We start from the raw sequence: 25,753 nt of genomic DNA, 5'->3' as shown, positions 1-25,753 counted from the left end.
TCCGGTGGACGCTCCACGCCGTTCCGCGGTGAACCGGCCGCCAGCGTCTCATGGGGCGAACGCTTACCACACATGATTAATGGGAGCGCTCCGGGGTGCAGTGTGACCTTCCGGGACATCACGCACCCGGGGAAGTCCGGCGCCGCTCGGGCCCGCACGACTCGGTTGCCCGTTTCTGCCGCAGCCCGCGGAACCGCCCGCCACCTGCGGGGCAGGGCGCCGTCATCGGCTACGGTGACGGGCGAACCCACCGTCGGACAGCACGTCAGGGAGCCGGAATGGCATTCGCCCGCCGTGCCGGAGGTGCGGACGAGACCGCGCCGACGGCCCGTATCGGACTCGGCCTCGCCGCCGTGGGCCGGCCCGGGTACATCAACCTCGGGCGCCACCGCGACCTTCCGGCGGAACGCACGGTCGACGCGCTGCGCGAGCACACCCACGCCCTGCTGGACGCCGCATACGCCCGCGGCGTGCGCTATCTCGACGCGGCGCGCTCCTACGGCCGGTCCGAGGAGTTCCTAGCCGACTGGCTGCGCCGCCGCCCCGACGTCCGGGACGTGGTGGTCGGCAGCAAGTGGGGCTACACCTACACCGCCGACTGGCGCACCGACGCCGAGGTGCACGAGGTCAAGGACCACAGTGCGGCGGCGTTCGACCGCCAGTACGCCGAGACCCGGGCGGTCCTGGGCGACCGGCTCGACGTGTACCAGATCCACTCCGTCACCCCGGAGAGCCCGGCCCTGACCGACCGCGGACTCCACGAGCGCCTCGCCGGCCTGGCGGCGGAGGGTGTCACGGTCGGCCTCTCCACCAGCGGGCCCGCCCAGGCCGACGCGATCCGTGCGGCCCTGGAGGTGATGGTGGACGGCGAACGGCTCTTCCGCAGCGTGCAGTCCACCTACAACGTGCTGGAGAGCTCGGCCGGTGCGGCGCTCGCCGAGGCGCGGGACGCGGGCCTCCACGTCATCGTCAAGGAGTCCATGGCCAACGGCCGGCTGGCCGCACCCGAGGTGGCGCCGCCCGAGGTGGCCCGCATCGCCGAGCGGCAGGGCGTCGGGTGCGACACGGTGGCGCTGGCGGCAGTGCTGCACGAGCCGTGGGCCGGAACCGTCCTGTCCGGCGCGGCCGCCCCCGGCCAGCTCGCGTCCAACCTCGCCGCCGCCGAACTCCGGCTGGAGGACGGCGACATCGCCTCGCTCGCCGGGATCGCCGAGGAGCCCGCCGCGTACTGGCGGCACCGGTCCCGGCTGCCGTGGACCTGACCCCCGGCGCCGGCCGCCTCGTCCGCGAGGGCGCACCGGCCGGACGCACTGCTGCTGCGCTCGACGTCCTCGGCTGAGGGCGGAAGCCCGCGGTCCGGCGCTCGGAGGGGTTCCGCGGTTCGTGCCCGATCGCCGAGCGGGCTGAGGGTCTGCGGGCGCCTCCGCTCGCCATCCAGGAGGCTGCCTGCAGCCCGGCATCGAGGGCTGCGGCCTCAGTGTGTCCCGCCGGTAGCTCTCCGCCTGTTGGTCATTACACGCTGCCGCCTCATGGGAGTCGTCTGCGTATCGCGTGAGACAATGATGTCTCATACGGGTTAGAGTTGTCTCATGTCAGTCGATCGTGAACGGGTGCTGCGGGACGCTGCCGCCCTCCTCAGCCGCAAGGCGACCGCCTCCATGGACGAGATCGCCAAGGCCGCCGGCATCAGCCGGGCGACCCTCCACCGGCACTTCGCCGGGCGGGACGCCCTGGTGAAGGCGCTCGGCGGGCTCGGCGTGCGGCAGGTGGAGGCCTGTGTGACGGCGGCCCGGATCGACGAGGGGGACCCGGTCGAGGCGGTGCGCCGGCTCGTCGCGGAGGCCGTTCCGGTCTCCGGATTCCTGGCCTTCCTCTACAGCGAGAACCAGCTGTTCGAGCCCGAACTCATGGACGAGGGCTGGAACCGGATCGACGAGCGGGTCGGCGCCCTCTTCCGGCGCGGGCAGGAGCAGGGCCTGTTCCGTATCGACCTGACCCCCGCCTGGCTGACCGAGGCGCTCTACGCCCTGATCGCCGCCTCGGCCTGGACCGTCCAGGAGGGCAGAGTGGCGTCCAAGGACGCCGGTTACCTGGTCGCCGAGCTGCTGCTCGGCGGAATGATTCGGAGAGTGGAGCAGTGAGCAGCGAGACCGCCGAGCGTCTGTCGGCCTCGGGTACGACCGGCCGGAAGCGAGGGGGAGGTGCGATATCCGGCGGAGCGCCCGGACGCTGGATCGCGCTCGCCGTCCTGGTGCTTGCCGTGCTGCTGGTGGCGGTCGACGCGACCGTCCTGGGTCTGGCCACGCCGTTCCTCAGCGAGGATCTTCGCCCGTCCGGCACCCAGTTGCTGTGGATCGGGGACGTCTACTCCTTCGTCATCGCCGGACTCCTGGTCTCCATGGGCAGCCTCGGCGACCGGGTCGGGCGCAAGAAGCTGCTGCTGAGCGGTGCGGTGGCGTTCGGCGGGCTCTCGGCGCTGGCCGCGTACGCCACCTCGCCCGAGATGATGATCGTGGCCCGGGGGCTCATGGGCGTCGCCGGCGCGACGCTGATGCCGGCGACCCTGGCGCTGATCCGCAACCTCTTCCCGGACCCCCGGGAGCGCAGCCTCGCCGTCGGCATCTGGGGCGCCATGGCGTCCGCGGGCGCGGCCGTCGGGCCGGTGGTCGGCGGATTCCTGCTGGAGCACTTCTGGTGGGGGTCGGTCTTCCTGATCAACCTTCCGGTGATGGCCGTCCTGGTGCTCGTCGGCGCCAAGCTGCTGCCCGAGTCGCGGAACCCCGCCCCCGGCCCCTGGGACCTGCTCAGTGTCGCGCTGTCCCTCGTCGGCATGGTCGGCGTCGTGTACTGCGTCAAGGAGCTGGCGGCCCACGGGCTCCGCTGGGACGGTGTGGCCGCGGGGCTCGTCGGAGTCCTGGCCCTGGTGGTGTTCGCCCGGCGCCAGCTCACCCTCCGGGCGCCGCTGCTGGACATGCGGCTCTTCCGGAACCGGGGCTTCTCCGGCGCGGTGCTGGCGGATCTGCTCACCGTCCTGGGTCTCTCCGGACTGGTCTTCTTCCTCTCGCAGTTCTTCCAGCTCGTGCAGATGCGGGGGCCGTTGGAGGCCGGGCTCGCCGAACTGCCCGCCGCGGTGGGTGCGGTGTCCGCGGGGCTCGTCGCCGGAACCTTCGCCCGGCGCTTCTCGGTGCGGATGGTCGTCGCGGGCGGGCTCGCCGCGGTGGGCATCGCGCTCGCCGTGCTGACCCTGCTGGACGTGCGGGCGGGCTACCCGATGCTCGGCGCGGCGCTGCTGGTGGTGGGCATCGGTGCGGGCTTCTCCTTCACCGTCACCGCGGACGTGATTCTCTCCAGCGTCCCCAAGGAGCAGGCGGGCGCGGCATCGGCCGTCTCCGAGACGGCGTACGAACTCGGCGCGGCGCTGGGGATCGCGCTCCTCGGCTCGGTGGTCACCGGTGTCTACCGCGGTTTCACCACCCCGGCGGGCGTGCCGGACACCGTGTCGGCCACGGCCCACGAGTCGCTGGGCGGTGCCGTGGAGGTGGCCGCGGGGCTGCCGGGCGGGGTGCGGAGTGCGCTGCTGTCGTCGGCGCAGGAGGCCTTCGTCGACGGGCTGCGGATCGCCGCCGGCCTCGGCGCCCTCGTGCTCCTGGCGACTGCCGCGGCGGCCTGGTTCCTGCTGCGGGGCCAGAAGCTGGAGGACGGCGAGCGGGACGAGCCCGAGGGCGACGGCCGTGAGCCGGAAGCGGCCCCGGCCGCCGGAGCCGAGGGCTGACGGCCCGGTCCGCCGCCACCGGACCAGCGCCTGCCCGACGGCCGCCGGCTCGCGGCACTCCGGCGGTCCCCTCCGGCGGTCCGCGCCGGAGCGCGGGCCCCGCACGACGGGAGTGCGGCCCCGGCCGCCCCTCGATGCGTCGAGGGGCGGCCGGGGCCGTTTGCCTCCCGCCCAGGGTGCCCGATGACCCTCCAGGCGTCGCCCCTGCCTGCGCATGTGTGGTGGCCCGCCGTGCCGCCCGCCCTGGTACAGCACCCGTAACGCCCCAGGTCGGAGGCCCTGCCGGCCGTGGCCGGCGTCGCGTCGGCCCAGGGGTGGGTGGTCCCCGCTCCGGGCCGCCGCGGCGGTCGTGACACAACCGATGCTGAGGAAATCTCTCCCGAACTCTTGAGGGATCGTTCAACGATACCTACGTTGTCTCTCATGCCAGGATGCATGTCGACGGCCCGCCGTCGGTGCCTCGCGTCGCCGGGGCCACGGCGTCCGCTCCGTCCGTTCGCCGGCGCGGCGCGGCATCCGTCCTGGACTGCCGTCCTTCCCCTGTGAGGTGCCCTGTGACAGCCACACCCACCAGCTCCCCGCCCGTCGCCGACGAGGTGACCGGCCGCCTCGGGTGGTACCGGTCCTTCACGCCCCAGGGCCGACGCGCCTTCAAGGGGGCCTTCGGCGGATTCGCCCTGGACTCCTACGACTTCCAGGTGCTGCCGCTGAGCATGGTCGCCATCGCGGCCTACTTCGGCCTCACCCAGGCGCAGACGGGCCTGCTGACCACGGTCACCCTGCTGGTGTCCGCGTTCGGCGGCATCCTCGCCGGGGTCCTGATCGACCGGGTCGGCCGGGTCCGGACGCTGATGATCACGGTGGGCACCTACGCGGTCTTCACCGTGCTGTGCGGCTTCGCGGTCAACTACCCGATGCTGCTGGCCTGCCGGGCCTTCCAGGGCCTCGGCTTCGGCGGTGAGTGGGCGGCCGGCGCGGTCCTGGTGGCCGAGTACGCCCGAGCGCGCTACCGGGGCAGGGTACTGGCCTTCATCCAGAGCTCCTGGGCGGTCGGCTGGGGTCTCGCCGTCGTCGTGTCGACGGTGGTGATGGACACCGTCGCGCCCGATCTCGCCTGGCGGGTCATGTTCTTCACCGGTGCGCTGCCGGCCCTGCTGCTGCTCTACCTGCGCCGCAACGTCAAGGACGCCCCCGCGGTGGCCGAGCGCCTGGCCAAGGAGGAGACCCGGCTCCCGCTGTCGGCGATCTTCCAGGGCGACCTGGCCCGCAAGACGTTCTTCGCGTCGCTCCTCGCCACCGGCGTCCAGGGCGGGTACTACACCATCGCCACCTGGCTGCCGACCTACCTCAAGGCCGAGCGGGGCCTCACCGTCGTCGGCACCGGCGGCTATCTCTTCCTGCTCATCACCGGCGCGTTCTGCGGCTATCTGACCGGCGGGTACGTCACCGACTTCCTGGGGCGCAAGAAGTCCTTCGCGCTCTTCGCGGTCCTCAGCGCGGGTCTGCTGATGGCCTACATCAACATCCCCGCGGGCTCCAACACCCTGCTGCTGTTCCTCGGGTTCCCGCTCGGCTTCTGCTCGTCGGCCATCTTCTCCGGTTTCGGCTCCTTCCTCGCCGAGCTGTACCCCGGCACGGTCCGCGGCACCGGGCAGAGCTTCACCTACAACGTGGGCCGCGCGGTCGGCGCGTTCTTCCCCACGGCCGTCGGATTCTCCGCGGGCAGCGCGGGGGTGGGCAGTGCCCTGGTCTACGGAGCGATCGGCTATGTGATCGCGCTGGTGGCCCTGTTGGGCCTCCCCGAGACCCGGGGCCAGGAACTCGAGGCATAGGAGCCGGAGCGGCCGCTCGGACTCCTCACCAAGGCCGGCGCCTCCCCCGCCGGCACGTCGCGGGCCTTCCGTCACGGAAGGCCCGCGACGCGTGTGCCACGGCCCGTGACGGCGTGAGCCGAAATCCCGTGCCGAGCCGGGGAGCCGGTGCGGCACCGGAGAAGGCCGACGGCCCGGTGGGCCGCGGTCCCCGCCGCGGCCCACCGGGCCTCATGATGTCTGTTCGCCTCGTTTCGGTCCCGTCGGCCCAGACCCTCAGCCCCGCCCCGCTGCCGCGGGCGCCGGACGGGCCGCGGCCGACAGCGGGCGCCGTGCCGCCGTCACGAAGCGCACCGGCAGCCCCGGTACGGCCTGGGCTGCCGCGGCGAGATGCGCCTCGGGAACCACCCCGATGACCGGATAGCCGCCGGTCGTCGGGCAATCGGCCAGAAAGACCACGGGCTTGCCGTCGGGCGGCACCTGTACGGCCCCCAGCACCATGCCCTCGCTGGGGAGTTCGCCGGGCCGCGCCCTTTCCAGCGCGGGCCCCTCGGTGCGCAGCCCGATCCGGTTGCTGCGCGAGGAGACGGCGAAGCGCGCCGAGGTGAAGGTGCGCCACGCGGCCGGGGTGAACCAGTCGTCGCGCGGCCCCGGCAGGACCGGCAGCACCAGTTCCCGCGGCGGCGCCTGCCACAGGGCGATGTCGGCGGGGGCGGGATGCCCGAACGGCCCGCCCAGGGGCAGGGTGTCCCCGTCCGCGAGCGGCTGCGGACCGACACCGGAGAGCAGATCGGTGGACCTGCTGCCCAGCACCGGTTCCACCGCGATGCCGCCGCTGACCGCCACATAGCTGCGCAGTCCCGCCGACGCGGCGCCGACCTCCAGCACCGCTCCGGCGGGCAGCCGCACCGGAGCCGCCCAGGGCACCGGCCGGCCGTCGACCCGTACCGGGGCCGGAGCCCCGGTCACGGCGGCCATGACGGGACGGCTGGTGCGCAGGGCGACCCCGGTCATGGTCGTCTCCAGGGTCGCCGCCCCGGCGGCGTTGCCGACCAGCCGGTTGGCGAGCCGGTGCGCGGGCTGGTCCAGGGCGCCGGACCGCGGGACCCCGAGGGCCGCGTGGCCGAAGCGCCCCAGGTCCTGGACGGTGGTGAGGGCACCCGCCCGGAGGACTTCGAGTCCGGCCCCCGTCATGACGGCCCCGCATTCCGCGCGGGCTGCCGCGCAGCCGCCGACCCCGCACCCGGCCGGGCCGGGTCCTCCGGGACGAACCGTACCCGGGTACCGGGTGTCAGCAGCGCCGCCGGATCACGGTTCACGTCCCACAGCCGGAGCCGGGTGGTGCCGATCAACTGCCAGCCGCCGGGGGAGGAGCTGGGATAGACGCTGGTGTACGGCCCGGCGAGGGCGACGGACCCGGCGGGGACGGAGGTGCGCGGGGTGTCCCGCCGGGGTACGTGGTACTCCTCGGGCAGCCCGGTCATGTAGCCGAAGCCCGGCGCGAACCCGCAGAAGGCGACCCGGTGTTCATGGCGCGCGTGCACCTCCGGCACCTCCTCCGGCGCCACCCCCCACAGCGCGGCGACGATGGCGAGGTCCGCGCCGTCGTAGCGCACGGGGATCTCCACCAGCGGGCCGTCGTCCAGGGTCAGCGGCGGTACGTGCCACCTCGGGAGCTCGGCCGCGAGCCCGTCCGGGGCGTCGACGCCGCGGAGCAGCACCGTCTGCGCGGCGGGCACGATCTCCCGGACGCCGGTCAGCTCTCCCTCCGCGCCGCGCCGCCGGAGCTCCGCGTACAGCGCCTGCGCCTGTTCCGCGCCGTCGAGGTCGACCAGCAGCGAGTCCTCCCCGATCGGGATCACCCTCATACGAAGGCCTCCACCCTGACCTGGGCCTCCTCCAGCGCCTGCCGCACCCGGCGGGCGAGGGCGACGGCTCCGGGCGTGTCCCCGTGCAGGCACAGGGACCGGGCCCGGACCGCGACATGGGCCCCGTCGAGGGTGCTCGTCCTCCCGTCGAGGGCCAGGGAGAGAGCCGTCGCGGTGATCCGGTCCGGATCGGTGACGACGGCCCCCGGCTGCCGCCGGTGCACCAGGGTGCCCTCGGCGGTGTAGGCCCGGTCGACGAACGCCTCGGCGAAGGTCCGCAGGCCCGCCTCCTCCGCGGCGGCGTGCAGGGCGGAGCCGGGAAGGCCCAGCACCGGCAGCGTCGGATCGGCGTGCCGCATCCCCGCGACGACCGCGGCTGCCTGCTCCCGGTCGGTGACGACCCGGTTGTACAGCGCGCCGTGCGGCTTGACGTAGGCGACGTCCGCACCGGCGGCCCGGGCGAACACCTGGAGGGCGCCGATCTGGTAGGTGATCTCGTCGGCGAGTTCGTCCGGCGGCACGTCCATCGCCCGCCGTCCGAACCCGGCCAGGTCCCGGTAGGAGACCTGGGCCCCGATGCGTACGCCGCGCTCCGCGGCGAGATCGCAGACCCGTCGGATGGTGCTGGGGTCGCCCGCGTGGAATCCGGTGGCGACATTGGCGCTGCTGACGATCGACAACAGGGCCGCGTCGTCGGTGAGGGTCCACCGTCCGAAGTTCTCACCCAGGTCGGCATTGAGGTCGACGACTGTGCCTGGCATCGCTTTTCGTTCTCCCGATGGTCTCGGACCGGTCCTCACGACCGGTCACGCTATGCGGTAGTCCGTGTCCCGTGCGTCGGTGATGAACATGTACCCGGGTGCGTGGGTGATGGCGAACGGCGGGCGGGAGGCCATCAGTACGGCCTGCGGAGTGACCCCGCAGCCCCAGAAGACCGGGACGTCGCCCGGCGCGGGGGCGACCGGGTCGCCGAAGTGCGGCCGGTCCAGGGCGTCGATGCCCAGGGCCGCCGGGTCGCCGGTGTGCACCGGGGCGCCGTGCACCCCCGGCATCAGCGCGGTCGCGCGGACCGCGGTGTCCACCAGGTCCGCGGGCACCGGCCGCATGCTGACCACCATCGGCCCGCGCAGCCGCCCCGCCGGACGGCACTCCACCGTGGTCCGGAACATCGGGACGTTCCGCCCCTGCTCCACATGGCGTAGCGGCACCCCTGCCTCGGCCAGCGCCGACTCGAAGGTGAAGCTGCACCCGATGAGGAAGGTGACCAGGTCCGGCCGCCACCGGCCCACGACCCGGTCCGGCTCGTCGACGAGTTCGCCGTGCTCCCAGACGCGGTAGCGCGGCAGATCGGTGCGGAGGTCGGCCCCGGGCGCGAGCGGCGTGGAGTGGCCTCCCGGGTCCGTGACGTCGAGGACCGGGCAGGCGGTGGGGTTGCGCTGGCAGAACAGCAGGAACTCGTACGCCCAGTCCTGGGGGAGGGAGACCAGGTTGACCTGCGTGTACCCGGCCGACCAGCCCGTGGTGGGCGCGGCCGTGCCGTCCCGGAAGAGGGCGCGGGCCCGTTCCGGCGTGAGTGCTCCGGGGGCGGCGGTGGCGGTCATCGCGTTCCTCTCCTCTCGGAAGGGCACGTCCTCTCGGAAGGACACGGCTGCTGCCCGGGGTACCGCCGCCGGCCAGCGGTGCGGTCCGAGGTGGGCCCGGTCCGGCCCGTCCGCCGGGCCGCACCGGCTCGCGGGGCACCGGCCCGGGCCGGGCGCGACGTGGGGATGCCGCCGGGGCCGGCAGCCGCTTCTCATGCTAGTTATCGTTGAACGATCCGACAAGAAGTCTGTTGCCTTGTTCTCACTCGGGCCACCTAGAATGCGCAGCGGAGCGGTATGGACCGCACCGGTGACGAATGGGCCCTCTCCGAGAGGAACAGACCGTGGGAACCGAGGTCGATCCGGCGGCGCTCGCCGGTGACCGTGCCCTGCTGGGCCGCACCAGCACCGCCGAACGCGTGGCGGACATCCTGCGGACGCGGATCGCCGAAGGTTTTCTGCCACCGGGCAGCAAGCTCTCCGAGGAGGCCATCGGCGGAGCCCTCGGCATCTCCCGCAACACCCTCCGCGAGGCGTTCCGGCTGCTCACCCACGAGCGGCTGCTCACCCATGAACTCAACCGGGGTGTCTTCGTCCGGATCCCGGCGGTCAAGGAAGTCGTCGACATCTTCCGGGTGCGCACGCTCGTGGAGTGCGCGGTGATCCGGAACCTGGGCGCCCCGCCGTACCAGCTCAAGCCGGCCGAGGCCGCCGTCCACGAGGGGGAGCGCGCCGCCGAGGCGGGTTCCTGGCTCGACCTGGGCACCGCCAACATCCACTTCCACCGCGACCTGGTGGCCCTCGCCAACAGCCCGCGCACCGACGAGCTGATGCAGGGCATCCTGGCCGAACTGCGCCTGGTCTTCCACATGATGGACAACCAGCGCAGCTTCCACGAGCCGTACCTGGCACGCAACCGGCAGATCCTCGGTGCCCTCCGCACCGGCAACCCGGTCAAGGCGGAGCAGCTGCTGGCCGCGTATCTGCAGGACGCGGAGACCCAGATCGTGCAGCACTACGCGCAGCGCATCGCCGGCACCCGCAAGGGCGCCGAGGAGTAGCGACCGGCCAGGGGCCCGGCCGTCTGCGGGACACCGCGTTCCCCCGGTGCGCCGGGCGGCGAGGTGCGGGCCCGGTCCGGTGTGCGACGAGGGCCGGTACACGAGCGGGCCGGTACACGAGCGGGCGGGTACACGAGCGGGCCGGTATACGACGAGGCCCCCGCCTCGGGCGGGGGCCTCGTGAGGTATCAGCAGGACCGTGGCGGGGAGCACGGGGCGGGCCCTGACGGGCCGTCGGCGCTCCGGCCGCCGCGCGGAAGCTACGCCGCCTTCGCCTTGGTGGCGTAGATGTCCACGTACTCCTGGCCCGACAGCCGCATGACCTCGCTCATCACCTCGTCGGTCACCGCCCGCAGCACATAGCGGTCGCGGTCCATGCCGTCGTAGCGGGAGAAGTCCAGCGGCTCGCCGAAGCGGACGGTCACCGGGCTGATCCGGGGCAGGCCCTTGCCGCCGGGCTGCACCTTGTCCATGCCGATCATCGCGAACGGGACCACCGGGGCACCGGTCATCAGCGCCAGCCGGGAGACGCCCGTCCGGCCGCGGTACAGGCGGCCGTCGGGGGAGCGGGTGCCCTCCGGGTAGATGCCGAAGACCTTGCCCTCCTCCAGCACCCGGCGGCCGGTCATCAGTGCCGCGACACCGCCGTGCCCGCCGTCCCGGTCGACCGGGATCATGCCGGAGGTGGTGAAGAACCACGCCATCAGCCGGCCCTTGATGCCCTTGCCCGTGACGTACTCGTCCTTGCCGATGAAGAAGACCTGCCGCTTCACGGTGAGGGCCAGGAACATGGAGTCGATGAAGGTGACGTGGTTGCCGGCGAGGATCACCGGACCCGACTCCGGGATGTGCTCCATGCCCTCGACCTTCGGGCGGAACAGGACGCGCATGAGCAATCCGAGAAACGCCTTGAGCATGATGCGGGACAACGGGCCCTCCGGTCGTGGTGGTCGGCTGGTGCACCCACGGGGAACCAGTCCACCGTACGAGTGCGCAGGTGAGGACGATACTCGCGGGTCAACCACGATCGCACGTCGGGTTCACCCGACTGATACGTGTTGTTGACGTCTGTTACTCCTGCGTTCTGCGGGGTGACTCCCCTGCGAAGTGCGGTGCCGCATACGATCATCCGAAGTTTTTTCGTAAGGACTTGATCGCAGCCGATCACATCGAGGAGTGCTCATGCAGCAGGAGATGCAGCCGGGGCGCCGCGCCCTCCTGGGGGTCGCGGCCCTCGGCGCGGGAGCGGCCGTTCTCGGCGGAGCCGGGACCGCCGCGGCCGACGGACGGACGTCGGACCGCGGCGTCCGCGGTCTCCCGGTGCCCACGGTCATCGGCCACCGGGGCGCCAGCGGCTACCGTCCGGAGCACACCCTCGGCTCGTACCAGCTCGCGCTGGACCTGGGGGCGGACATCATCGAGCAGGACCTGGTGCCCACCAAGGACGGGCACCTCGTCTGCCGGCACGAGAACGACATCACCGCCACCACGGATGTCGCCGACCACCCCGAGTTCGCCTCGCGCAAGACGACCAAGAAGGTCGACGGCAAGAGCCTCACCGGGTGGTTCACCGAGGACTTCACCCTCGCCGAGCTGAAGACCCTGCGCGCCAAGGAGCGCATCCCCAAGACGCGCCAGCACAACACCCTCTACGACGGGCGCTGGGCCGTGCCGACCTTCCAGGAGGTCCTCCGCTGGGCCGACGAGCAGGGGCGGCGCCGCGGCCGGCCGGTGTGGCTCTACGTCGAGACCAAGCACCCCACCTACTTCCGGAAGCTGGGCCTCGGCCTGGAGGAGCGGCTCGCCAAGCTGCTCCGGGCGCACGGGCGGCACCGCAAGGACTCGCCGACCTTCCTGCAGTCCTTCGAGCCGAGCAGCATCCAGCGGCTGCGCAAGCTGGTGTCCACCCCGAGCATCGTGCTGCTGGACGCCGCGGACACCCGGCCGTACGACTTCGTCGAGGCGGGCGACCCCCGCACCGTCGCCGACCTGGTCAAGCCCGAGGGCCTGAAGTGGATGGCCGGCTTCACCGACGGCATCGGCCCCTGGCTGAACCTGATCATTCCTCAGGACGCCAAGGGCAACCTCGGCACGGAGACGACGCTGGTCAAGGACGCGCACGCGGCCGGGCTGCTGCTGCACCCGTACACCATGCGCAACGAGAACAGCTTCCTGCCCGCCGACTTCCGGCGCGGCACGGACCCGAACGCCTACGGTGACGCGTTCGGGGCGTTCAAGCGGTACTTCGAGACCGGTATCGACGGCATCTTCTCCGACAACTGCGACACGGCGCTGCTCGCCCGGGAGGCCTTCCTCGGCAAGAACTGACCCGAGGGCGGTACCGGCGGAGGGGCACGCCTAAGGGCAGGGCAGGGCACCGCGGGGCGCTGTCGGACACCGGGCCGGCGGCGCCCCCGGCTCCCGGCTCCCGGCACGCTGCCGGGTGTCACCCGCCCGCGCCGGACGTCACCGGCCGACGCCGGACACCCATCGCTCGACGCCGGACACCACCGCCACCGGGCGCCCGCGGACCGCACGGTCCCGGGTGCCCGGTGGCGGTGTGCCTCCTCCGGCTTCTCCCGGAACGGCCCGCCCCCGCCGGAACGCGACCGTGCCCGGAAGCCCCCGCGTACGACGCCGGCCCTGACACGGACGGGTGAGCCGGGCCGCGCGGTGAAACCGGCGCGCACGCCCCGGATGTCCCGCCCGGTATGACATCCAGCGATCTGCTCACCGCCCTGCGCCCGCTGCTCGCCGCCGAGGCCGCGGCCGAGGCGTACGGCACCGGAGTCGAGCCGGCGGATCTCGAACAGAGCGTCTGGCTGCGGCTGCTGGAGCGCAGCCGCGAGGCCGGTCCGCCCGCCGCTCCGGCGGCCTGGCTGCGGGCCGCCGTGCGCACCGAGGTGCGGCGCGCCCGGCGAGGGGCGCTGTACGAGGTGCCGTACGGGCCGGCCGCCCCCGCCGGACACCGGCCCGCCGGCACCGGCGGGCCCGCCGTGGACCGGGCGGCGGACCCGTCCCCCGGGGTCGAGGACCGGGTGCTGGTGGCCGAGACATGCCGGGCGGTGCGGACGGCCGTGGCCCGGCTGCCCGGGCGCTGCCCAGGGTTGCTGACTGCGATGTTGTCGCCGAAAGACCCCACGTACCGCGAAGTCGCAGGTGAGTTGGGTATCTCACAAGGGAGTTTGGGGCCGGCGCGTTCCCGTTGCCTTGGATGTTTGCGCAGAATGCTCCTGGCGGAGGTTGCGGCTCCCGAACTTCGGGGAAAGGAGCGTTAGCCGACCGGCGCCACGGAGGCGGCGTGCACCCCACGGCGGCTCCACGGAAGGGCCCACGGCCCGGGCGCGGCCAACCACCCTCATCGCGCCCGGACGGACCGACTAGGGGAGGCATGCGCACATGGGCATGAGCGTGACCATCTCTGCGGCGACCGAGCACGACGCCGAGCAGATTCTCAAGCTCCAGTACCTCTGCTACCAGAGCGAGGCGGCACTCTACGGCGATTACACCCTCGAACCCCTGACCCAGTCCCTGGACGCCCTGCGCGCCGAACTGGGCCGGGGCTGCGTGCTCGTGGCCCGGCTCGGCGAGGAGGTCGTCGGCTCGGTGCGCGGCACCGTCGACGGGGACGGCACGGCGGGCATCGCCCATCTGATCGTGCATCCGCGGATGCAGCGCCACGGTCTGGGCGGGCGGCTGCTCCGGGCGATCGAGCAGCGGCTGTCCGGGGAGCTGGAGGCCAAGCGGTACCGGCTCCTCACCGGCCACCGCAGCGAGGGGAATCTGCGGCTCTACCGCCGCTGCGGCTACGCGCCCGTCTCCACCGAGCAGATCTCCCGGAAGCTGAGCATGGTCACCCTGGAGAAGACGGTCACCCCGGAGAAGGACGTGGTGCCGGACTTCGTCGCCAGCGCCTGAGCGTTCCTGCGGCCCGGGCCCGTCGGGCGGTCACGCCCGGCGGGCCCGGCGCAGCCAGAGCAGTCCGGTCACCGGCAGCACGAGCGGCAGGAAGAGATAGCCCATGCCGTAGTCGGACCAGACGGTGGCGTCCGGGAAGGCGGACGGCTCGGCCAGGGTCCAGGTGCCCACGGTGAGGACGCCGATCAGCTCGGCGGCACAGCACACCATCGCCAGCCGGCGGGCCCGCTCACCGCCCCGGACCAGTGAGATCAGGATGAACGCGTAGACGAGCGCGGCGACGGCCGAGAGCACGTACGCCAGCGGCGCCTCGTCGAACTTCATGAGCATCTGGACCACGGAACGGGACGTGGCTCCCACCGTGAAGACGCCGTAGAGCAGCACCAGCAGCCGGCCGGGTCCCTCACCGAGGCGCCCGGCGCGGGCACCGGAGGCCGGCTCCGGCGTGCTGTCCGCCGGGCCGCGGGGGCCGGCGACGGACTCCGGCGCGGTCGCGGACTCCGGCGCCGCAGTGGGCTCCCGGGAAGCGGCGGGTTCCCGGGAAGCGGCGGACTCGCGTGCGGTGGTGGACTCCGGTGCGGCGGTGGACTCGTGTGATGCGGCGGACTCAGGCACCGGAGCCTCCCCAGATGTCGAACAGCCGCACCTCGAGCACGGCCAGGACCACGGCACCGGCCGACACGGTCGCCGACCCCCACCGGGTCCGTTCGGACAGCGAGAGGAATCCGGCCGCGGGCACGGCGGCGGCCGCGCCCAGCAGATACGCGACGAAGATGGCCGTGCCCTCGTGCGGCTTCTCCCCGCCGGCCAACCGCACGAGACCGACGGCGAGCTGGACGACGACGAGCAGGGTCACCACGGCCATGCCGATGAAGTGCCAGTCCTTGGTCGGCTGGTCACGGTGGAAGGCGAATCCGCACCACGCGGCGAGGGCGAGCGCGGTCGCACCGACCACGATCGTCAGCGCGTCGATCACCGGGACCTCACCGTGGAGGGGCGCGGCCCCCGGGCGCGCGCGGTCAAGCGGTTGACAAGCATGGGACGACTCTAATGCGCCCGAAACGCCCGGCTGCGCGCGCCCCCGGGACCGGAACGTAGGCTCCCGCCCCATGAAGATCTCCGCTGACGCGCTGCTGTTCGACATGGACGGAACCCTGATCTCCTCGATGGAGTCGGTGCTGCGGTGCTGGACCCGCTGGGCGGGGGAGCACGGCATATCCGCCGAGGAGTTCGCCCGGATTCCGCTGCACGGCCGCCCCGCGGCCGAGATCATCGCCGATCTGCTGCCCGCGGAGCGGATCCCCGGGGCCCTGGCCCGGATCGAGCAGCTGGAGGTCGAGGACGCGCGCGGCGGCGTCGTGATCCTCCCCGGCACCCGGGACCTGCTCTCCTCGCTGCCCGACGGCGGCTGGGCCGTCGTGACCTCCGCCACCCGTCGGCTCGCCGAGGCGCGGCTGTCCGAGGCCGGGATCCGTCCGCCGCTGCTCGTCGCCGCCGACGACATCACCCGCGGGAAGCCGGACCCGGAGCCGTTCCTGCTCGCCGCGGGGAAGCTGGGTGCCGCGCCGGAGCGCTGCGTCGTCTTCGAGGACGCTCCGGCCGGGCTGGCCGCGGGCCGCGCCGCCGGGATGCACACCGTGGCGCTGGCCACCACCCACGAGCCCGCGGAACTGCGCGCGGACACGCTCGTCACCGACCTCTCCGCGGTGACCGCACGTCCCGCGGACTCCGGAATCGAGCTCTCCGTACGCCTCTGAGCTGCGGCTTTTCAAATGGTGATCAAATACGTCCGCCATGTGGACGCATTTGATCGGCCCGCACACGTGTCTGCTTTACTGGCCCGCATGACCACGACGAGCTGCCGCACCCCTGCGACCGAGGCGATGACGACGCCCGGTGCTCGTTGCCTGTGTCGAATGTGTGACCGCTGAGGGCCCCCGCCTGAGCCTCGCGCCCCGAAGCGAGACCGCTTCCCCCTGCCCGATCCGGCAGGAGAAAGCCCCGCTGCTCCGCACGCACTGACGCTGCGGACCGGGTCCTCCCGCGTCACGTTCCGTCCGGCCCGTCCGGACCACCCCCCGCACCGTGGCGCGCCCCGAGACGAATGCCCCCGTGCCCGGCGGCGATCCCGCCGTGCACTCGAAGCAATGGAAATCCCCTGTGATCACCACAACGGGCCTGACCAAGGTCTACCGCTCACGAGGCCGTGAGGTCACCGCCCTGGACGGCGTCGACCTGCACGTCCGCGAGGGCGAGGTGTACGGCGTCGTGGGCCGGAGCGGCGCCGGCAAGTCGACCCTCATCCGCTGCGTGAACCTGCTGGAGCGCCCCAGCTCCGGCACGGTCACCGTGGACGGCCAGGACCTCACCGCACTCACCGGCCGCGGCCCCGGGATCCTCCCCGGCGGCCGCCGCGCGGGCGCCGCACTGCGCCAGGCGCGCAGCCACATCGGCATGGTCTTCCAGCACTTCAACCTGCTGTCCTCGCGCACCGTGCAGGACAACGTGGAACTGCCGCTGGAGATCCTCGGCGTCTCCGGGCGGGAGCGTGTCCGCAAGGCCCTGGAACTGCTCGACCTGGTCGGCCTCGCCGAGAAGGCCAAGGCCTACCCGGCGCAGCTCTCCGGCGGCCAGAAGCAGCGCGTCGGCATCGCCCGCGCCCTGGCCGGCGACCCGAAGGTGCTGCTCTCCGACGAGGCCACCTCGGCGCTCGACCCCGAGACCACCCGCTCCATCCTCCAGCTGCTGCGCGACCTCAACCGGCAGCTCGGCCTCACCGTGCTGCTCATCACGCACGAGATGGACGTCATCAAGTCGGTCTGCGACTCCGCCGCGCTGATGAAGGGCGGCCGGATCGTGGAGTCCGGCACCGTTTCCGACATCCTCGCCACCCCCGGCTCCGAGCTGGCGGACGAGCTGTTCCCCGTCGGCGGTGAGGCCTCCGGCCCGGACCGCACGGTCGTCGACCTCACCTTCCACGGCGAGGCCGCCACCCAGCCGGTGATCTCCCAGCTCTCGCGCACCTACAACGTCGACATCTCCATCCTCGGTGCCGCCATGGACACCGTCGGCGGCCGGCAGATCGGCCGGATGCGCATCGAACTGCCCGGGCGCTTCGAGGAGAACGTCGTCCCGATCGGCTTCCTGCGCGAACACGGACTGCAAGTGGACGTCGCGGGCCCCGAGGCCGCCGTCGAGCTCGCCAAGGAGGGCGCCAAGTGACCTGGTCGGAGATGCAGCCCCTGCTGTCGCAGGCCTGTTGGGACACCCTCTACATGGTCGGCTGGTCCACCCTGCTCGCGGTCGTCGGCGGGCTGCCGCTCGGCGTGCTGCTGGTCCTGACCGACCGCGGCGGACTGCTGCAGAACATCGTGGTGAACAAGGTCGTCGGCGTGGTCGTGAACATCGGCCGCTCGCTGCCGTTCATCATCCTCATGGTCGCGCTGATCCCCTTCACCCGCTCGATCGTCGGCACCACCATCGGCCCGGAGGCGGCGATCGTCTCCCTCGCCGTGGGGGCGATCCCGTTCTTCGCGCGGCTCGTCGAGACCTCCGTGCGCGAGGTCGACCACGGGCTGGTCGAGGCCGTCCAGGCGATGGGCGGCAGCACCTGGACCGTCGTCCGCAAGGTCCTGCTGCCGGAGTCGCTGCCCTCCGTCGTCGCCGGGCTCACCACCACCGTCATCGCCCTCATCGGTTACTCGGCGATGGCCGGGGCCGTCGGCGCCGGCGGCCTGGGCGACGTGGCCATCCGCTACGGCTACCAGCGGTTCGAGACGGACCTGATGCTCATCACCGTCGGCGTGCTGGTCGTGATCGTGACCGCGGTCCAGCTGACCGGTGACCTGGCCGCCCGCCGCCTGTCCAAGCGCGGCCGTTCCGTGTCGGCTGCCGCCCGGTGGCGGATCCTCAGCCGCCCCGCGCCGGGCGCGACGACCATCAACCCCTGATCTCCCTGCACCACCCCCAGCAGGGCGTACCACCCATGGAGAAAGGCACTTTTCGTGCGTAACACTGCCAAGATCGCAACGTCCGTCCTCGCCGCGGGAGCCCTCACCCTGGGGCTCTCCGCCTGCGGAACCGGATCCGGCTCCGCCAAGGCCGACGCGAACGCCCCGCTCAAGGTCGCCGCGAGCCAGGTCCCGCACGCGGAGATCCTGGACTACGTGAAGACCCACCTGGCGAAGAAGGCGAACCTCGAACTCGAGGTGCAGCCCTTCACCGACTACGTGACGCCGAACACCGCCACCCAGGACGGCTCGGTCGACGCCAACTACTTCCAGAACCAGCCCTACCTCGACGACTTCAACAAGAAGAAGGGCACCACCATCGTGCCCGTCGTCACCGTGCACCTGGAGCCCCTGGGCCTCTACTCGCACAAGGTGAAGAAGGCCGACGGCCTGCGGAGCGGCGCCACCGTCGCGATACCCAACGACACCGTCAACGAGGCCCGCGCGCTGAAGCTGCTGGACGCCAACGGCATCATCCAGCTCAAGAAGGGCGCCGGCAACGAGGCCACCCCGCAGGACATCGCGAAGAACCCCAAGAAGCTGAAGTTCAAGGAGCTGGAGGCCGCCCAGCTGCCCCGTTCCCTCGACGATGTCGACGCCTCGGTGATCAACGGCAACTACGCCATCGACGCGAAGCTCAAGCCGGCGAAGGACGCGTTGGTCCTGGAGTCGCCCAAGAACAACCCCTACGGCAACTTCCTGGCCGTGAAGAAGGGCAACGAGAAGGACCCGCGGGTGAAGAAGCTCGCCAAGCTCCTCACCAGCCCCGAGGTCAAGAAGTTCATCGAGGACAAGTACGACGGCTCCGTCACCGCGTCGTTCTGATTCCCCGTCCGACCGGACCCCGCCGGGGCCGGGTGCCGGCGTCCCCGAGGGATTCCGCACCCGGCCCCGCCGGTTCTCCGTACGGGCCCCGGGGGACCGCCGGTACCGGAAGCCGCAGGCCCGGCCCGGCGCCCCGGGCTGGTCGGCGCCGGCCGGCACCCGGCCGAACCGGAACGTCCGGTCGTTGCCGAACACCGAGGTGACGCCAGGGCATCGGACCGGATACGGACACCGCGCCCCGGTCCCCGGACACGGCGGGCGTTCGAACGGTGAGGCGATGGTTCCGCACCCCCGGGCGGGGTGCGGAACCATCGCTTTCGGTCACTCCCGGCGCTCCGTCATCTCCCGTTCCCACCCTGCGAGATGACCCCCCAGGCTGCGTTTTCGCAGGCCGATGCTGCATGCTGGGCTTTCTGGCAGGTCCCTGGCTACGGAGCGGCGCATGACATCCACCTTCCCGGACATCACCATCAGCACCGAACGGCTGGTGCTGCGCCCGTTCGAGGAAGCGGACGTGCCCGCGCTCACGGACATGATGAACGACGAACTGGTGACCGCCTGGACGCCCGTTCCCCAGCCGTACACCGCCGCCGACGCCCGCGACTGGGCCACCCGCCTCGCCCCCGCCCAGCGCACCGAGGGCCGCGGTGTCGTCTTCGCCGTCACCGAGTTCCTCACCCAGCGGCTCGTCGGCACCGTGAACCTGCGGAACACCGACTGGCACTGCCTGTCCACCGAGGCCGGCTACATCACCGCCCCCTGGGCGCGCGGCGAGGGCTACGCCTGCGAGTCGATGCAGGCCGTCGCGCTCTGGCTGTTCCGGGACCAGAAGTTCGAGCGGATGGAACTGCGCACCGCCGCCGACAACACCGCCTCCCAGCAGGTCGCCCAGAAGATCGGCTGCATCAGCGAGGGCGTGCTGCGCAATGCGGGTATATGCCGCAGCAAGGTGGAGAACGGCACGGACGGCAGCTGGACGGACATGCGCACCGACCTGATCGTGTGGAGCCTCCTGCCGGAGGACCTGGAAGACCTCTCGGGCACCCTGGCGGACACCGGCGGCTACCCCGCGTACCCCGACTGGAACTGAGCGCCCGGACCCGCACGGCGGCTCCGCCGGCGGGCCCGCCCCGTGCGCCGGGCCGCAGACCCGCAGCGCACAGGCCCGGACCTGCCCGGTACTGTGCAGCCCCGGGGCGAACCCCCACACCCCGGGCGCCCCGCTCGCACCCCCGCGGGCACCGCCCCGAGACCTCCCAGGAGACTGACGACGATGTCCGACCGGGTCACGGTGATCGGATGGGACGGCTCGCCGCTGACCACCGCTGCCCGCTCCGCGCTCGGCGCGGCCACGCTGGTGGCCGGCGCCGCCCACCACTTGGCGCTGCCGGAAGTCCCGCCCACGGCCGAACGCATCCGGCTGGGCAGTGTCGGCCTCGCGGCCCGCCGGATCGCCGCCCACCGGGGCAGCGCGGTCGTCCTCGCCGACGGGGACCCCGGCTTCTTCGGCGTCGTCCGCACCCTGCGCGCCCCCGAGTACGGGCTCGAGGTCGAGGTCGTCCCCGCCGTCTCCTCCGTGGCCGCCGCCTTCGCGCGGGCCGGCATGCCCTGGGACGACGCCCAGGTGGTCGTCGCCCACGGCCGGGACCTGCGCCGCGCGGTCAACGTCTGCCGGGCCCACACCAAGGTCGCCGTCCTCACCTCACCCGGTGCCGGCCCCGCCGAACTCGCCCTGCTGCTCGGCCGGGTGCACCGCACCTTCGTCATCTGCGAGGAACTCGGCACCGACCGGGAACAGGTCACCGTCCTCACCTCCGACAAGGTCCCCGACCACACCTGGCGCGACCCCAACGTCGTCATCTCCATCGGCGGCTCCCGGCTCGTGCCCGGCGCGGCCACCCAGGGCGGCGGCTGGATAGCCGGGCGGGACCCGGTGCCCCCGCCCGCGGTGCGCGGCTGGGCCCTGCCCTCCTACGACTACGGCTCCGTCGAGCTGGGCGAAGGGGAGTCCCCGCAGCTCAGAGCCGCTCAACTGGCGCGGCTCGGGCCCCGCGTCGGCGATCTGGTCTGGGACATCGGGTCGGGCAGCGGCGCGGCCGCCGTCGAGGCCGCCCGCCTCGGCGCCGCCGTCATCGCCGTCGACCGGGACCCGGACGCCTGCGGCCGCACCGCCGCCGTGGCCCGCCGCTTCGGCGTCCAACTCGAGCTCGTGCACGGCGTGGCACCGCAGATCCTGGAGGACCTCCCCGAGCCGGACGTCGTCCGGGTCGGCGGCGGGGGAGCGCCCGTCGTCGCGGCCTGCGCCGCGCGGCGGCCGGAACGGATCGTCGCCCACGCCCCGACCCGGGACGCCGCGGAGGCCATCGGCCGCGCGCTCTCCGATGCGGGATACGCGGTGGAATGCGCCCTGATCCAGTCTGTGGAGTTGGACACGTCGGGCCCCTCGGGGTGGTCCGAACGGGAGCGCGCGGTCGCCTTCCTGCTGTGCGGCCACCGCATTCCCCGGCTCTGAGCCGGTCGTCCGGCATCCGCCCCCTGACCTGTGGACCTGCCCGCGCGAGGTAGGCTGGCGGACCGTTGTACTGCCGCACGGCGTTCGGTGCTTCGTTCGCCAATGTCCCGAAAACACCCCCGGTTTGAGGTGAGCGGGTACGACGATCGGGGGACGCGCGACGTGCCGCGCTGCGCATACGCTCGTTGTCCCTACGGGCGGTCGCCGCGCCGTGGTCGGGCGCGCCGGACGAGCGGTGGGAAGGATCACTACCAATGGGCGAGGGGTACGCATGACTGACACCGGCCAGGTCCCGGGCGAGGGACTGCCGGAGAACGCAGGCGGACAGCAGGAGATGCCGCAGTACGCGACTCCCTCAGCCCCCGCGGGCGCCGGCCCGTCGGAACAGCCGGGCCCCATGCCGGGCTCCGGCGCGTACGCCTACCCCGGCCGCACCGGCGCGGACGACGAACTGCTGATGCCCGGGGCGCAGGGCGCCTGGAGCGACCAGCCGCCGCAGGTCCCGTACCCGGGCGCGCCGGACTACAGCGCGCACACCCCTCATCCCGGGCAGACCGGGCATTCCATGCAGGCCGAACACTCCGTGCAGACCGAGCACTCGGTCTACGCGGACCCGGCGCAGCACGGCGACCCGTCCTTCGGCGGACCGGTGCCGCCGCAGGTCCACCTGCCGCACCAGGCACAGCCGCAGCAGCCCCACCACGGCGCCGGGATGCCGGACCAGGGCGGGTACGACCCCGCGATACATGCGTCCGGAATCCCCCCGCAGCCCGGGGCGCACGGCCTGCCGGGGCAGCCCTCGGAGGCCGCTCCCGACCGGTCCGGCACGCACGAGACCGGCGGCCGCGACACCGGCTCGGTCGACTACGGCTCGGTGCGGATCCCGCACCCCACCACCCCGCAGTCCGCCCCTTCCGCCGCCTCCTCCGCCGCCCCGACGGCGCCGGCCACGCCCTCCCGGCGGCCGCTCCACATGGGGCCTCCGGTCTCCGAGACCTCCGGCGGGGTCGTCCGCTCCCTCGCCGACCGCGGACCGGCCGGTGCGCCGGCGCCGCGTACGGCCGGGCCCGCCACGGTCGGGCCGGAGTACCTGGACGTCCCGCGCGAGGACGCTCCCTCCGTACCGCTCTACGCGGAGCAGCCCGCGGCATCACTGCCCGGCCCGCAGCTGGGCGAGATCCCCTCGCAGCACACGCCGTGGGAGGGCCCCGCAGCGGACTCCCCGCAGGCCGGTGCGGCACAGGCCGCCGTGACGGCGGAGGCGCAGCCGGGCACGGCCACCCCGCCCGCCGGGACCCCGGTGGACGCGGCCGGTCCGGCCCCCGCGGCCGGGGAGCCCGGCACCGGGGCGCAGCTCCCGACAGCGGCCGAGGCCCTTGCGGCGCCCGGTATCGTCCCGGCGCCCGACGCGTCGGCGGCTCCCGCCGCCGAGCCCGCCGCGGGCCCCGCGCCGTCCGGTGAGCAGCCCGCTCCGGGCGCGGCCGAGCCCTCCGCGGAGAGCCCGGCGGCCGAGGCCCCGGAGGTGGGGCTGCCCGGCGCGGAGTCCGCGGACCCGGCAGGCCCGGAGGTCTCCGACGACCCGCAGTCCGCGGCGGCCGGTGCCGGAGCAGCCGTGTCCTCCGACGGCGCGGAGGAGACCGTTCCGGAGGGTGAGACCTCCGGCGGTGACACCGGGGCGACGGCCCCGGACGCCGAAGCGACCCCGGAGGCACCGGTGGGCGAGGGCGACGCCGAGGCGCAGCCCGACGGCGCTCCGGCTCCGGTGGACGCGACGCCCGAGGCCGCCGCCGACGCCCTGGCCACGGCCGGACAGGGAACGGCCGGACAAGGAACGGTCGGACAGGGATTCGTGCTGGCCGACGCGCTCGTCCGGCCGCAGTCCGGCCCCGGGACGGACCCCGCACCCACGGCGGACCCCGCACCCGAGGCGGATGCCGGGGCCGAGGCGGACGCCGCCACGGGCGCCGACGCCGCAGCCGCGGTGGAGCCGGAGACGGCCGAGGCCGGTGCGGACGCCACGGCGGGCACCTCGCCGGAGGCCGCGGAGGGCGCTGGCGGGACCGAAGCGCCGGGCGCCGAGGCCGGCCCGGAGGGTGTCGGCGGGACCGAAGCGGGCGCCGAGACTGAGCAGCCTCCTGCCCCCGAGGCCGAGACCGAGCAGGCCCCTGCCTCCGAGGCCGAGACCGAGCAGGCCCCCGCCCCCGAGGCCGAGACCGAGCAGGCCGCCGCCGAGGCGGTGCCGGACGCCGCCGCGGAGCAGGATCCCGACGAGGCACCGGACGCTGCCGCGGCCCAGGAGGAGCAGCCCACGGAGCAGATCCCGGCGGACCCGGCCCAGGCAGCCGAACCGGCCGCCGACCAGCCCGCCGGCGCCCCGGCCACGACCGACGCCGCAGCGGCCGACGACGCCGGAACACCTGCCGACGACGCCGGAACACCCGTGAACGGCGCGGCCCCGGCGGCGGATTCCGGCGCAGCGGATGCGAACTCCGCGGAACCGGCGCCGGATGCCGCGGAACCGGAGGCGGAGAGCGCGACCGAAGGCCCCGGCGACGACCCGGAGGCCGCCGACGACCTCCCCGTCATGCCCGGAACCGCCGCGGCCGGATACGACGAGGCCGAGCGCGAGGCCGTGCTCCGGGTCATGCGCGAGCGCCGCGACATCCGCAACGGATTCCGCACCGACCCGGTCCCGCACGACGTCCTGCTGCGCGTCCTCGAAGCCGCGCACACCGCGCCCAGCGTCGGACACTCCCAGCCCTGGGACTTCGTGGTCATCCGGTCCGCCGAGACCCGCCAGGCGATGCACGAACTGGCCGTCCGCCAGCGGGAGGCCTATGCGAAGTCCCTTCCCAAGGGGCGGGCGAAGCAGTTCAAGGAACTGAAGATCGAGGCGATCCTCGAGACCCCGGTCAACATCGTCGTCACCGCGGACCCGACCCGCGGCGGCCGCCACACCCTGGGCCGCCACACGCAGCCCCAGATGGCCCCGTACTCCTCCGCGCTGGCCGTGGAGAACCTCTGGCTCGCGGCACGCGCCGAGGGCCTGGGCGTGGGCTGGGTGAGCTTCTTCGACGAGCGGGAGATGGTCCGGACGCTCGGCCTCCCGGAGCACCTGGAGGTCGTCGCCTACCTGTGCGTCGGCTACGTCGACGAGTTCCCGGACGAGCCCGAACTGCTCCAGGCGGGCTGGTCCAAGCGCCGCCCGCTGTCCTGGGTCGTCCACGAGGAGACGTACGGCCGCCGTGCCCTCCCCGGCGAGGACCCGCACGACCTGCTTGCCGAGACACTGCAGGGCATCCGCCCGCTGGACGCCAAGGCCCTGGGCGAGGCGTGGGAGCGGCAGAAGCGGATGACCAAGCCCGCGGGCGCCCTCGGCATGCTGGAGATCATCTCCGCGCAGCTCAGCGGCCTGTCCCGGCAGTGCCCGCCGCCGATCCCGGAGCCCGCGGCCGTGGCGATCTTCGCGGGCGACCACGGCGTGCACGCCCAGGGCGTCACCCCGTGGCCGCAGGAGGTCACCGCGCAGATGGTCGCCAACTTCCTGGGCGGAGGCGCCGTCTGCAACGCCTTCGCGAACCAGGTGGGGGCCGAGGTGTGCGTGGTGGACGTCGGCGTCGCCGGCGAGCTGCCGAAGACCCCGGGGCTGCTGCCGCGCAAGGTGCGGGCCGGTACGGACGACTTCACCGCCGGGCCGGCGCTGTCCCGCGAGGACGTGCTGCGCGCCATGGAGGTCGGCATCGAGACCGCCCGTGACCTGGTCGCGGCCGGCAACAAGGCTCTGCTGACCGGCGAGATGGGCATCGCGAACACCACCGTCTCCGCCGCGCTCATCTCCGTCTACACCGGTGTGGATGCCGGTGAGGTCACCGGCCGGGGCACCGGCATCAACGACGAGACGCACGCCCGGAAGGTCGAGGTCGTCCGGCGGGCCCTGGAACTGCACCAGCCGGACCCGTCCGACCCGGTCGGGGTGCTGGCCGCGGTCGGTGGCCTGGAGCACGCGGCGCTCGTCGGCCTGCTGCTGGGCGCCGCCTCCCTGCGTACGCCCGTCATCCTGGACGGCGTCAGCGCCGGGGCCGCGGCCCTGCTGGCCCGGGCGATCGCGCCGGAGGTGCTGGCTGCCTGCATCGCCGGCCACCGGAGCGCCGAGCCGGGCCATGTCGCGGCGCTGAACAAGCTCGGGCTGCGGCCGCTGGTCGATCTCGACCTGCGGCTGGGCGAGGGCACGGGCGCGCTGCTGGCGCTGCCCCTGGTGCAGAGCGCCGCACGGGCGATGCACGAGGTGGCGACCTTCGACGCGGCCGGCGTCACGGAGAAGGCGTAGCCGCACCGGCGGCGGGGGAGCGGCCACCGGGCCGCCCCCGCCGCCGTCGCGGGCCCCGGGCCTGCGATG

At 73.4% G+C, this 25,753-nt stretch carries 22 protein-coding genes; 15 read left to right on the top strand and 7 right to left on the bottom strand.

The annotated features are described in order from the left end of the window. The first annotated feature begins 278 nt into the window (after window positions 1–278). The 4 genes from ACFYYR_RS08280 to ACFYYR_RS08265 all read left to right on the top strand — a co-directional run bounded on the left by ACFYYR_RS08280 (window position 279) and on the right by ACFYYR_RS08265 (window position 5,604). Window positions 279–1,262, top strand: coding sequence for an aldo/keto reductase (locus tag ACFYYR_RS08280; RefSeq protein ID WP_388848415.1), 984 nt, complete (start codon window positions 279–281; stop codon window positions 1,260–1,262). 327 nt (window positions 1,263–1,589) lie between these two features. Next, complete coding sequence (locus tag ACFYYR_RS08275) at window positions 1,590–2,141, top strand: TetR/AcrR family transcriptional regulator (protein WP_351509330.1); 552 nt, start codon at window positions 1,590–1,592, stop codon at window positions 2,139–2,141. Between the two features lie 65 nt (window positions 2,142–2,206). Then, entirely contained in the window at window positions 2,207–3,772 is a 1,566-nt protein-coding gene (locus ACFYYR_RS08270) for an MFS transporter (RefSeq protein ID WP_388849249.1), read from the top strand. Between the two features lie 554 nt (window positions 3,773–4,326). Next, the gene (locus ACFYYR_RS08265; RefSeq protein WP_388848411.1) at window positions 4,327–5,604 is read left to right on the top strand and encodes an MFS transporter; all 1,278 of its coding nucleotides are present in this window, start codon (window positions 4,327–4,329) and stop codon (window positions 5,602–5,604) included. A gap of 255 nt (window positions 5,605–5,859) precedes the next feature. On the opposite strand, the gene ACFYYR_RS08260 is transcribed toward ACFYYR_RS08265, so the two are convergent. Genes ACFYYR_RS08260 through ACFYYR_RS08245 form a run of 4 tightly spaced genes read right to left on the bottom strand, consistent with a single transcriptional unit; the run spans window position 5,860 to window position 9,052 of the window. Further along, entirely contained in the window at window positions 5,860–6,777 is a 918-nt protein-coding gene (locus ACFYYR_RS08260; protein WP_388848408.1) for a biotin-dependent carboxyltransferase family protein, read from the bottom strand. After that, complete coding sequence (locus tag ACFYYR_RS08255) at window positions 6,774–7,451, bottom strand: allophanate hydrolase subunit 1 (RefSeq protein WP_388848405.1); 678 nt, start codon at window positions 7,449–7,451, stop codon at window positions 6,774–6,776. The genes ACFYYR_RS08260 and ACFYYR_RS08255 overlap by 4 nt, the downstream gene beginning before the upstream one ends. After that, window positions 7,448–8,212, bottom strand: coding sequence for a LamB/YcsF family protein (locus ACFYYR_RS08250; protein ID WP_388848402.1), 765 nt, complete (start codon window positions 8,210–8,212; stop codon window positions 7,448–7,450). The genes ACFYYR_RS08255 and ACFYYR_RS08250 overlap by 4 nt, the downstream gene beginning before the upstream one ends. Before the next feature lie 45 nt (window positions 8,213–8,257). After that, the gene (locus ACFYYR_RS08245; protein WP_388848399.1) at window positions 8,258–9,052 is read right to left on the bottom strand and encodes a putative hydro-lyase; all 795 of its coding nucleotides are present in this window, start codon (window positions 9,050–9,052) and stop codon (window positions 8,258–8,260) included. Window positions 9,053–9,375: 323 nt separating this feature from the next. On the opposite strand from ACFYYR_RS08245, the gene ACFYYR_RS08240 reads away from it, so the two are divergent. Then, window positions 9,376–10,092: a GntR family transcriptional regulator gene (locus ACFYYR_RS08240; RefSeq protein ID WP_388848396.1), complete on the top strand. Its 717-nt coding sequence runs from the start codon at window positions 9,376–9,378 to the stop codon at window positions 10,090–10,092. 260 nt (window positions 10,093–10,352) lie between these two features. Here ACFYYR_RS08240 and ACFYYR_RS08235 read toward each other — a convergent pair whose 3' ends face one another. After that, entirely contained in the window at window positions 10,353–11,021 is a 669-nt protein-coding gene (locus ACFYYR_RS08235) for a lysophospholipid acyltransferase family protein (RefSeq protein ID WP_388848393.1), read from the bottom strand. 253 nt (window positions 11,022–11,274) lie between these two features. Between ACFYYR_RS08235 and ACFYYR_RS08230 the strand changes: the two genes are divergently transcribed. From ACFYYR_RS08230 to ACFYYR_RS08220, 3 genes are all read left to right on the top strand, one after another. Then, window positions 11,275–12,420, top strand: a complete 1,146-nt coding sequence (locus ACFYYR_RS08230; RefSeq protein WP_388848390.1) for a glycerophosphodiester phosphodiesterase — start codon at window positions 11,275–11,277, stop codon at window positions 12,418–12,420. 383 nt (window positions 12,421–12,803) lie between these two features. Then, window positions 12,804–13,370: a sigma-70 family RNA polymerase sigma factor gene (locus tag ACFYYR_RS08225; RefSeq protein WP_388848387.1), complete on the top strand. Its 567-nt coding sequence runs from the start codon at window positions 12,804–12,806 to the stop codon at window positions 13,368–13,370. 121 nt (window positions 13,371–13,491) lie between these two features. After that, a complete protein-coding gene (locus ACFYYR_RS08220; RefSeq protein WP_388848384.1) occupies window positions 13,492–14,010 on the top strand; it encodes a GNAT family N-acetyltransferase in 519 nt (172 codons plus the stop codon). Between the two features lie 30 nt (window positions 14,011–14,040). Here ACFYYR_RS08220 and ACFYYR_RS08215 read toward each other — a convergent pair whose 3' ends face one another. Beyond that, complete coding sequence (locus tag ACFYYR_RS08215; protein WP_388849246.1) at window positions 14,041–14,400, bottom strand: hypothetical protein; 360 nt, start codon at window positions 14,398–14,400, stop codon at window positions 14,041–14,043. A gap of 217 nt (window positions 14,401–14,617) precedes the next feature. Continuing rightward, a complete protein-coding gene (locus ACFYYR_RS08210) occupies window positions 14,618–14,986 on the bottom strand; it encodes a hypothetical protein (RefSeq protein WP_388848381.1) in 369 nt (122 codons plus the stop codon). Between the two features lie 133 nt (window positions 14,987–15,119). Between ACFYYR_RS08210 and ACFYYR_RS08205 the strand changes: the two genes are divergently transcribed. From ACFYYR_RS08205 to cobT, 7 genes are all read left to right on the top strand, one after another. Beyond that, window positions 15,120–15,767 (top strand): HAD-IA family hydrolase, encoded by a 648-nt coding sequence (locus ACFYYR_RS08205; RefSeq protein ID WP_388848378.1) that lies wholly within the window; start codon window positions 15,120–15,122, stop codon window positions 15,765–15,767. A 403-nt stretch (window positions 15,768–16,170) separates the two neighbouring features. Next, a complete protein-coding gene (locus ACFYYR_RS08200; RefSeq protein ID WP_388848375.1) occupies window positions 16,171–17,232 on the top strand; it encodes a methionine ABC transporter ATP-binding protein in 1,062 nt (353 codons plus the stop codon). Continuing rightward, window positions 17,229–17,960 (top strand): methionine ABC transporter permease, encoded by a 732-nt coding sequence (locus ACFYYR_RS08195; protein WP_388848372.1) that lies wholly within the window; start codon window positions 17,229–17,231, stop codon window positions 17,958–17,960. Before ACFYYR_RS08200 ends, ACFYYR_RS08195 begins: the two co-directional genes overlap by 4 nt. A 54-nt stretch (window positions 17,961–18,014) precedes the next feature. After that, the gene (locus ACFYYR_RS08190) at window positions 18,015–18,845 is read left to right on the top strand and encodes a MetQ/NlpA family ABC transporter substrate-binding protein (protein WP_388848369.1); all 831 of its coding nucleotides are present in this window, start codon (window positions 18,015–18,017) and stop codon (window positions 18,843–18,845) included. A gap of 442 nt (window positions 18,846–19,287) precedes the next feature. Beyond that, window positions 19,288–19,935, top strand: coding sequence for a GNAT family N-acetyltransferase (locus tag ACFYYR_RS08185; protein WP_388848367.1), 648 nt, complete (start codon window positions 19,288–19,290; stop codon window positions 19,933–19,935). Between the two features lie 183 nt (window positions 19,936–20,118). Beyond that, window positions 20,119–21,357 (top strand): precorrin-6y C5,15-methyltransferase (decarboxylating) subunit CbiE, encoded by a 1,239-nt coding sequence (gene cbiE, locus ACFYYR_RS08180; protein ID WP_388848364.1) that lies wholly within the window; start codon window positions 20,119–20,121, stop codon window positions 21,355–21,357. Window positions 21,358–21,628: 271 nt separating this feature from the next. Continuing rightward, window positions 21,629–25,684, top strand: coding sequence for a nicotinate-nucleotide--dimethylbenzimidazole phosphoribosyltransferase (cobT, locus tag ACFYYR_RS08175; RefSeq protein ID WP_388848361.1), 4,056 nt, complete (start codon window positions 21,629–21,631; stop codon window positions 25,682–25,684). Window positions 25,685–25,753: the final 69 nt, after the last annotated feature.

This window comes from Streptomyces sp. NPDC001922 (genome assembly GCF_042891165.1).
Taxonomy (GTDB): domain Bacteria; phylum Actinomycetota; class Actinomycetes; order Streptomycetales; family Streptomycetaceae; genus Streptomyces.
Note: the sequence above shows the minus strand (reverse complement) of the source record. Positions and strands in the feature narration are given on the sequence as shown.

Coding starts and splice junctions, on each gene's coding strand:
- ACFYYR_RS08250 (WP_388848402.1), bottom strand. CDS start 8,212: ATGCCAGGCACAGTCGTCGACCTCAATGCCGACCTGGGTGAGAACTTC.
- ACFYYR_RS08245 (WP_388848399.1), bottom strand. CDS start 9,052: ATGACCGCCACCGCCGCCCCCGGAGCACTCACGCCGGAACGGGCCCGC.
- ACFYYR_RS08255 (WP_388848405.1), bottom strand. CDS start 7,451: ATGAGGGTGATCCCGATCGGGGAGGACTCGCTGCTGGTCGACCTCGAC.
- ACFYYR_RS08275 (WP_351509330.1), top strand. CDS start 1,590: ATGTCAGTCGATCGTGAACGGGTGCTGCGGGACGCTGCCGCCCTCCTC.
- ACFYYR_RS08225 (WP_388848387.1), top strand. CDS start 12,804: ATGACATCCAGCGATCTGCTCACCGCCCTGCGCCCGCTGCTCGCCGCC.
- cobT (WP_388848361.1), top strand. CDS start 21,629: ATGACTGACACCGGCCAGGTCCCGGGCGAGGGACTGCCGGAGAACGCA.
- ACFYYR_RS08260 (WP_388848408.1), bottom strand. CDS start 6,777: ATGACGGGGGCCGGACTCGAAGTCCTCCGGGCGGGTGCCCTCACCACC.
- ACFYYR_RS08220 (WP_388848384.1), top strand. CDS start 13,492: ATGGGCATGAGCGTGACCATCTCTGCGGCGACCGAGCACGACGCCGAG.
- ACFYYR_RS08230 (WP_388848390.1), top strand. CDS start 11,275: ATGCAGCAGGAGATGCAGCCGGGGCGCCGCGCCCTCCTGGGGGTCGCG.
- cbiE (WP_388848364.1), top strand. CDS start 20,119: ATGTCCGACCGGGTCACGGTGATCGGATGGGACGGCTCGCCGCTGACC.
- ACFYYR_RS08185 (WP_388848367.1), top strand. CDS start 19,288: ATGACATCCACCTTCCCGGACATCACCATCAGCACCGAACGGCTGGTG.
- ACFYYR_RS08280 (WP_388848415.1), top strand. CDS start 279: ATGGCATTCGCCCGCCGTGCCGGAGGTGCGGACGAGACCGCGCCGACG.
- ACFYYR_RS08205 (WP_388848378.1), top strand. CDS start 15,120: ATGAAGATCTCCGCTGACGCGCTGCTGTTCGACATGGACGGAACCCTG.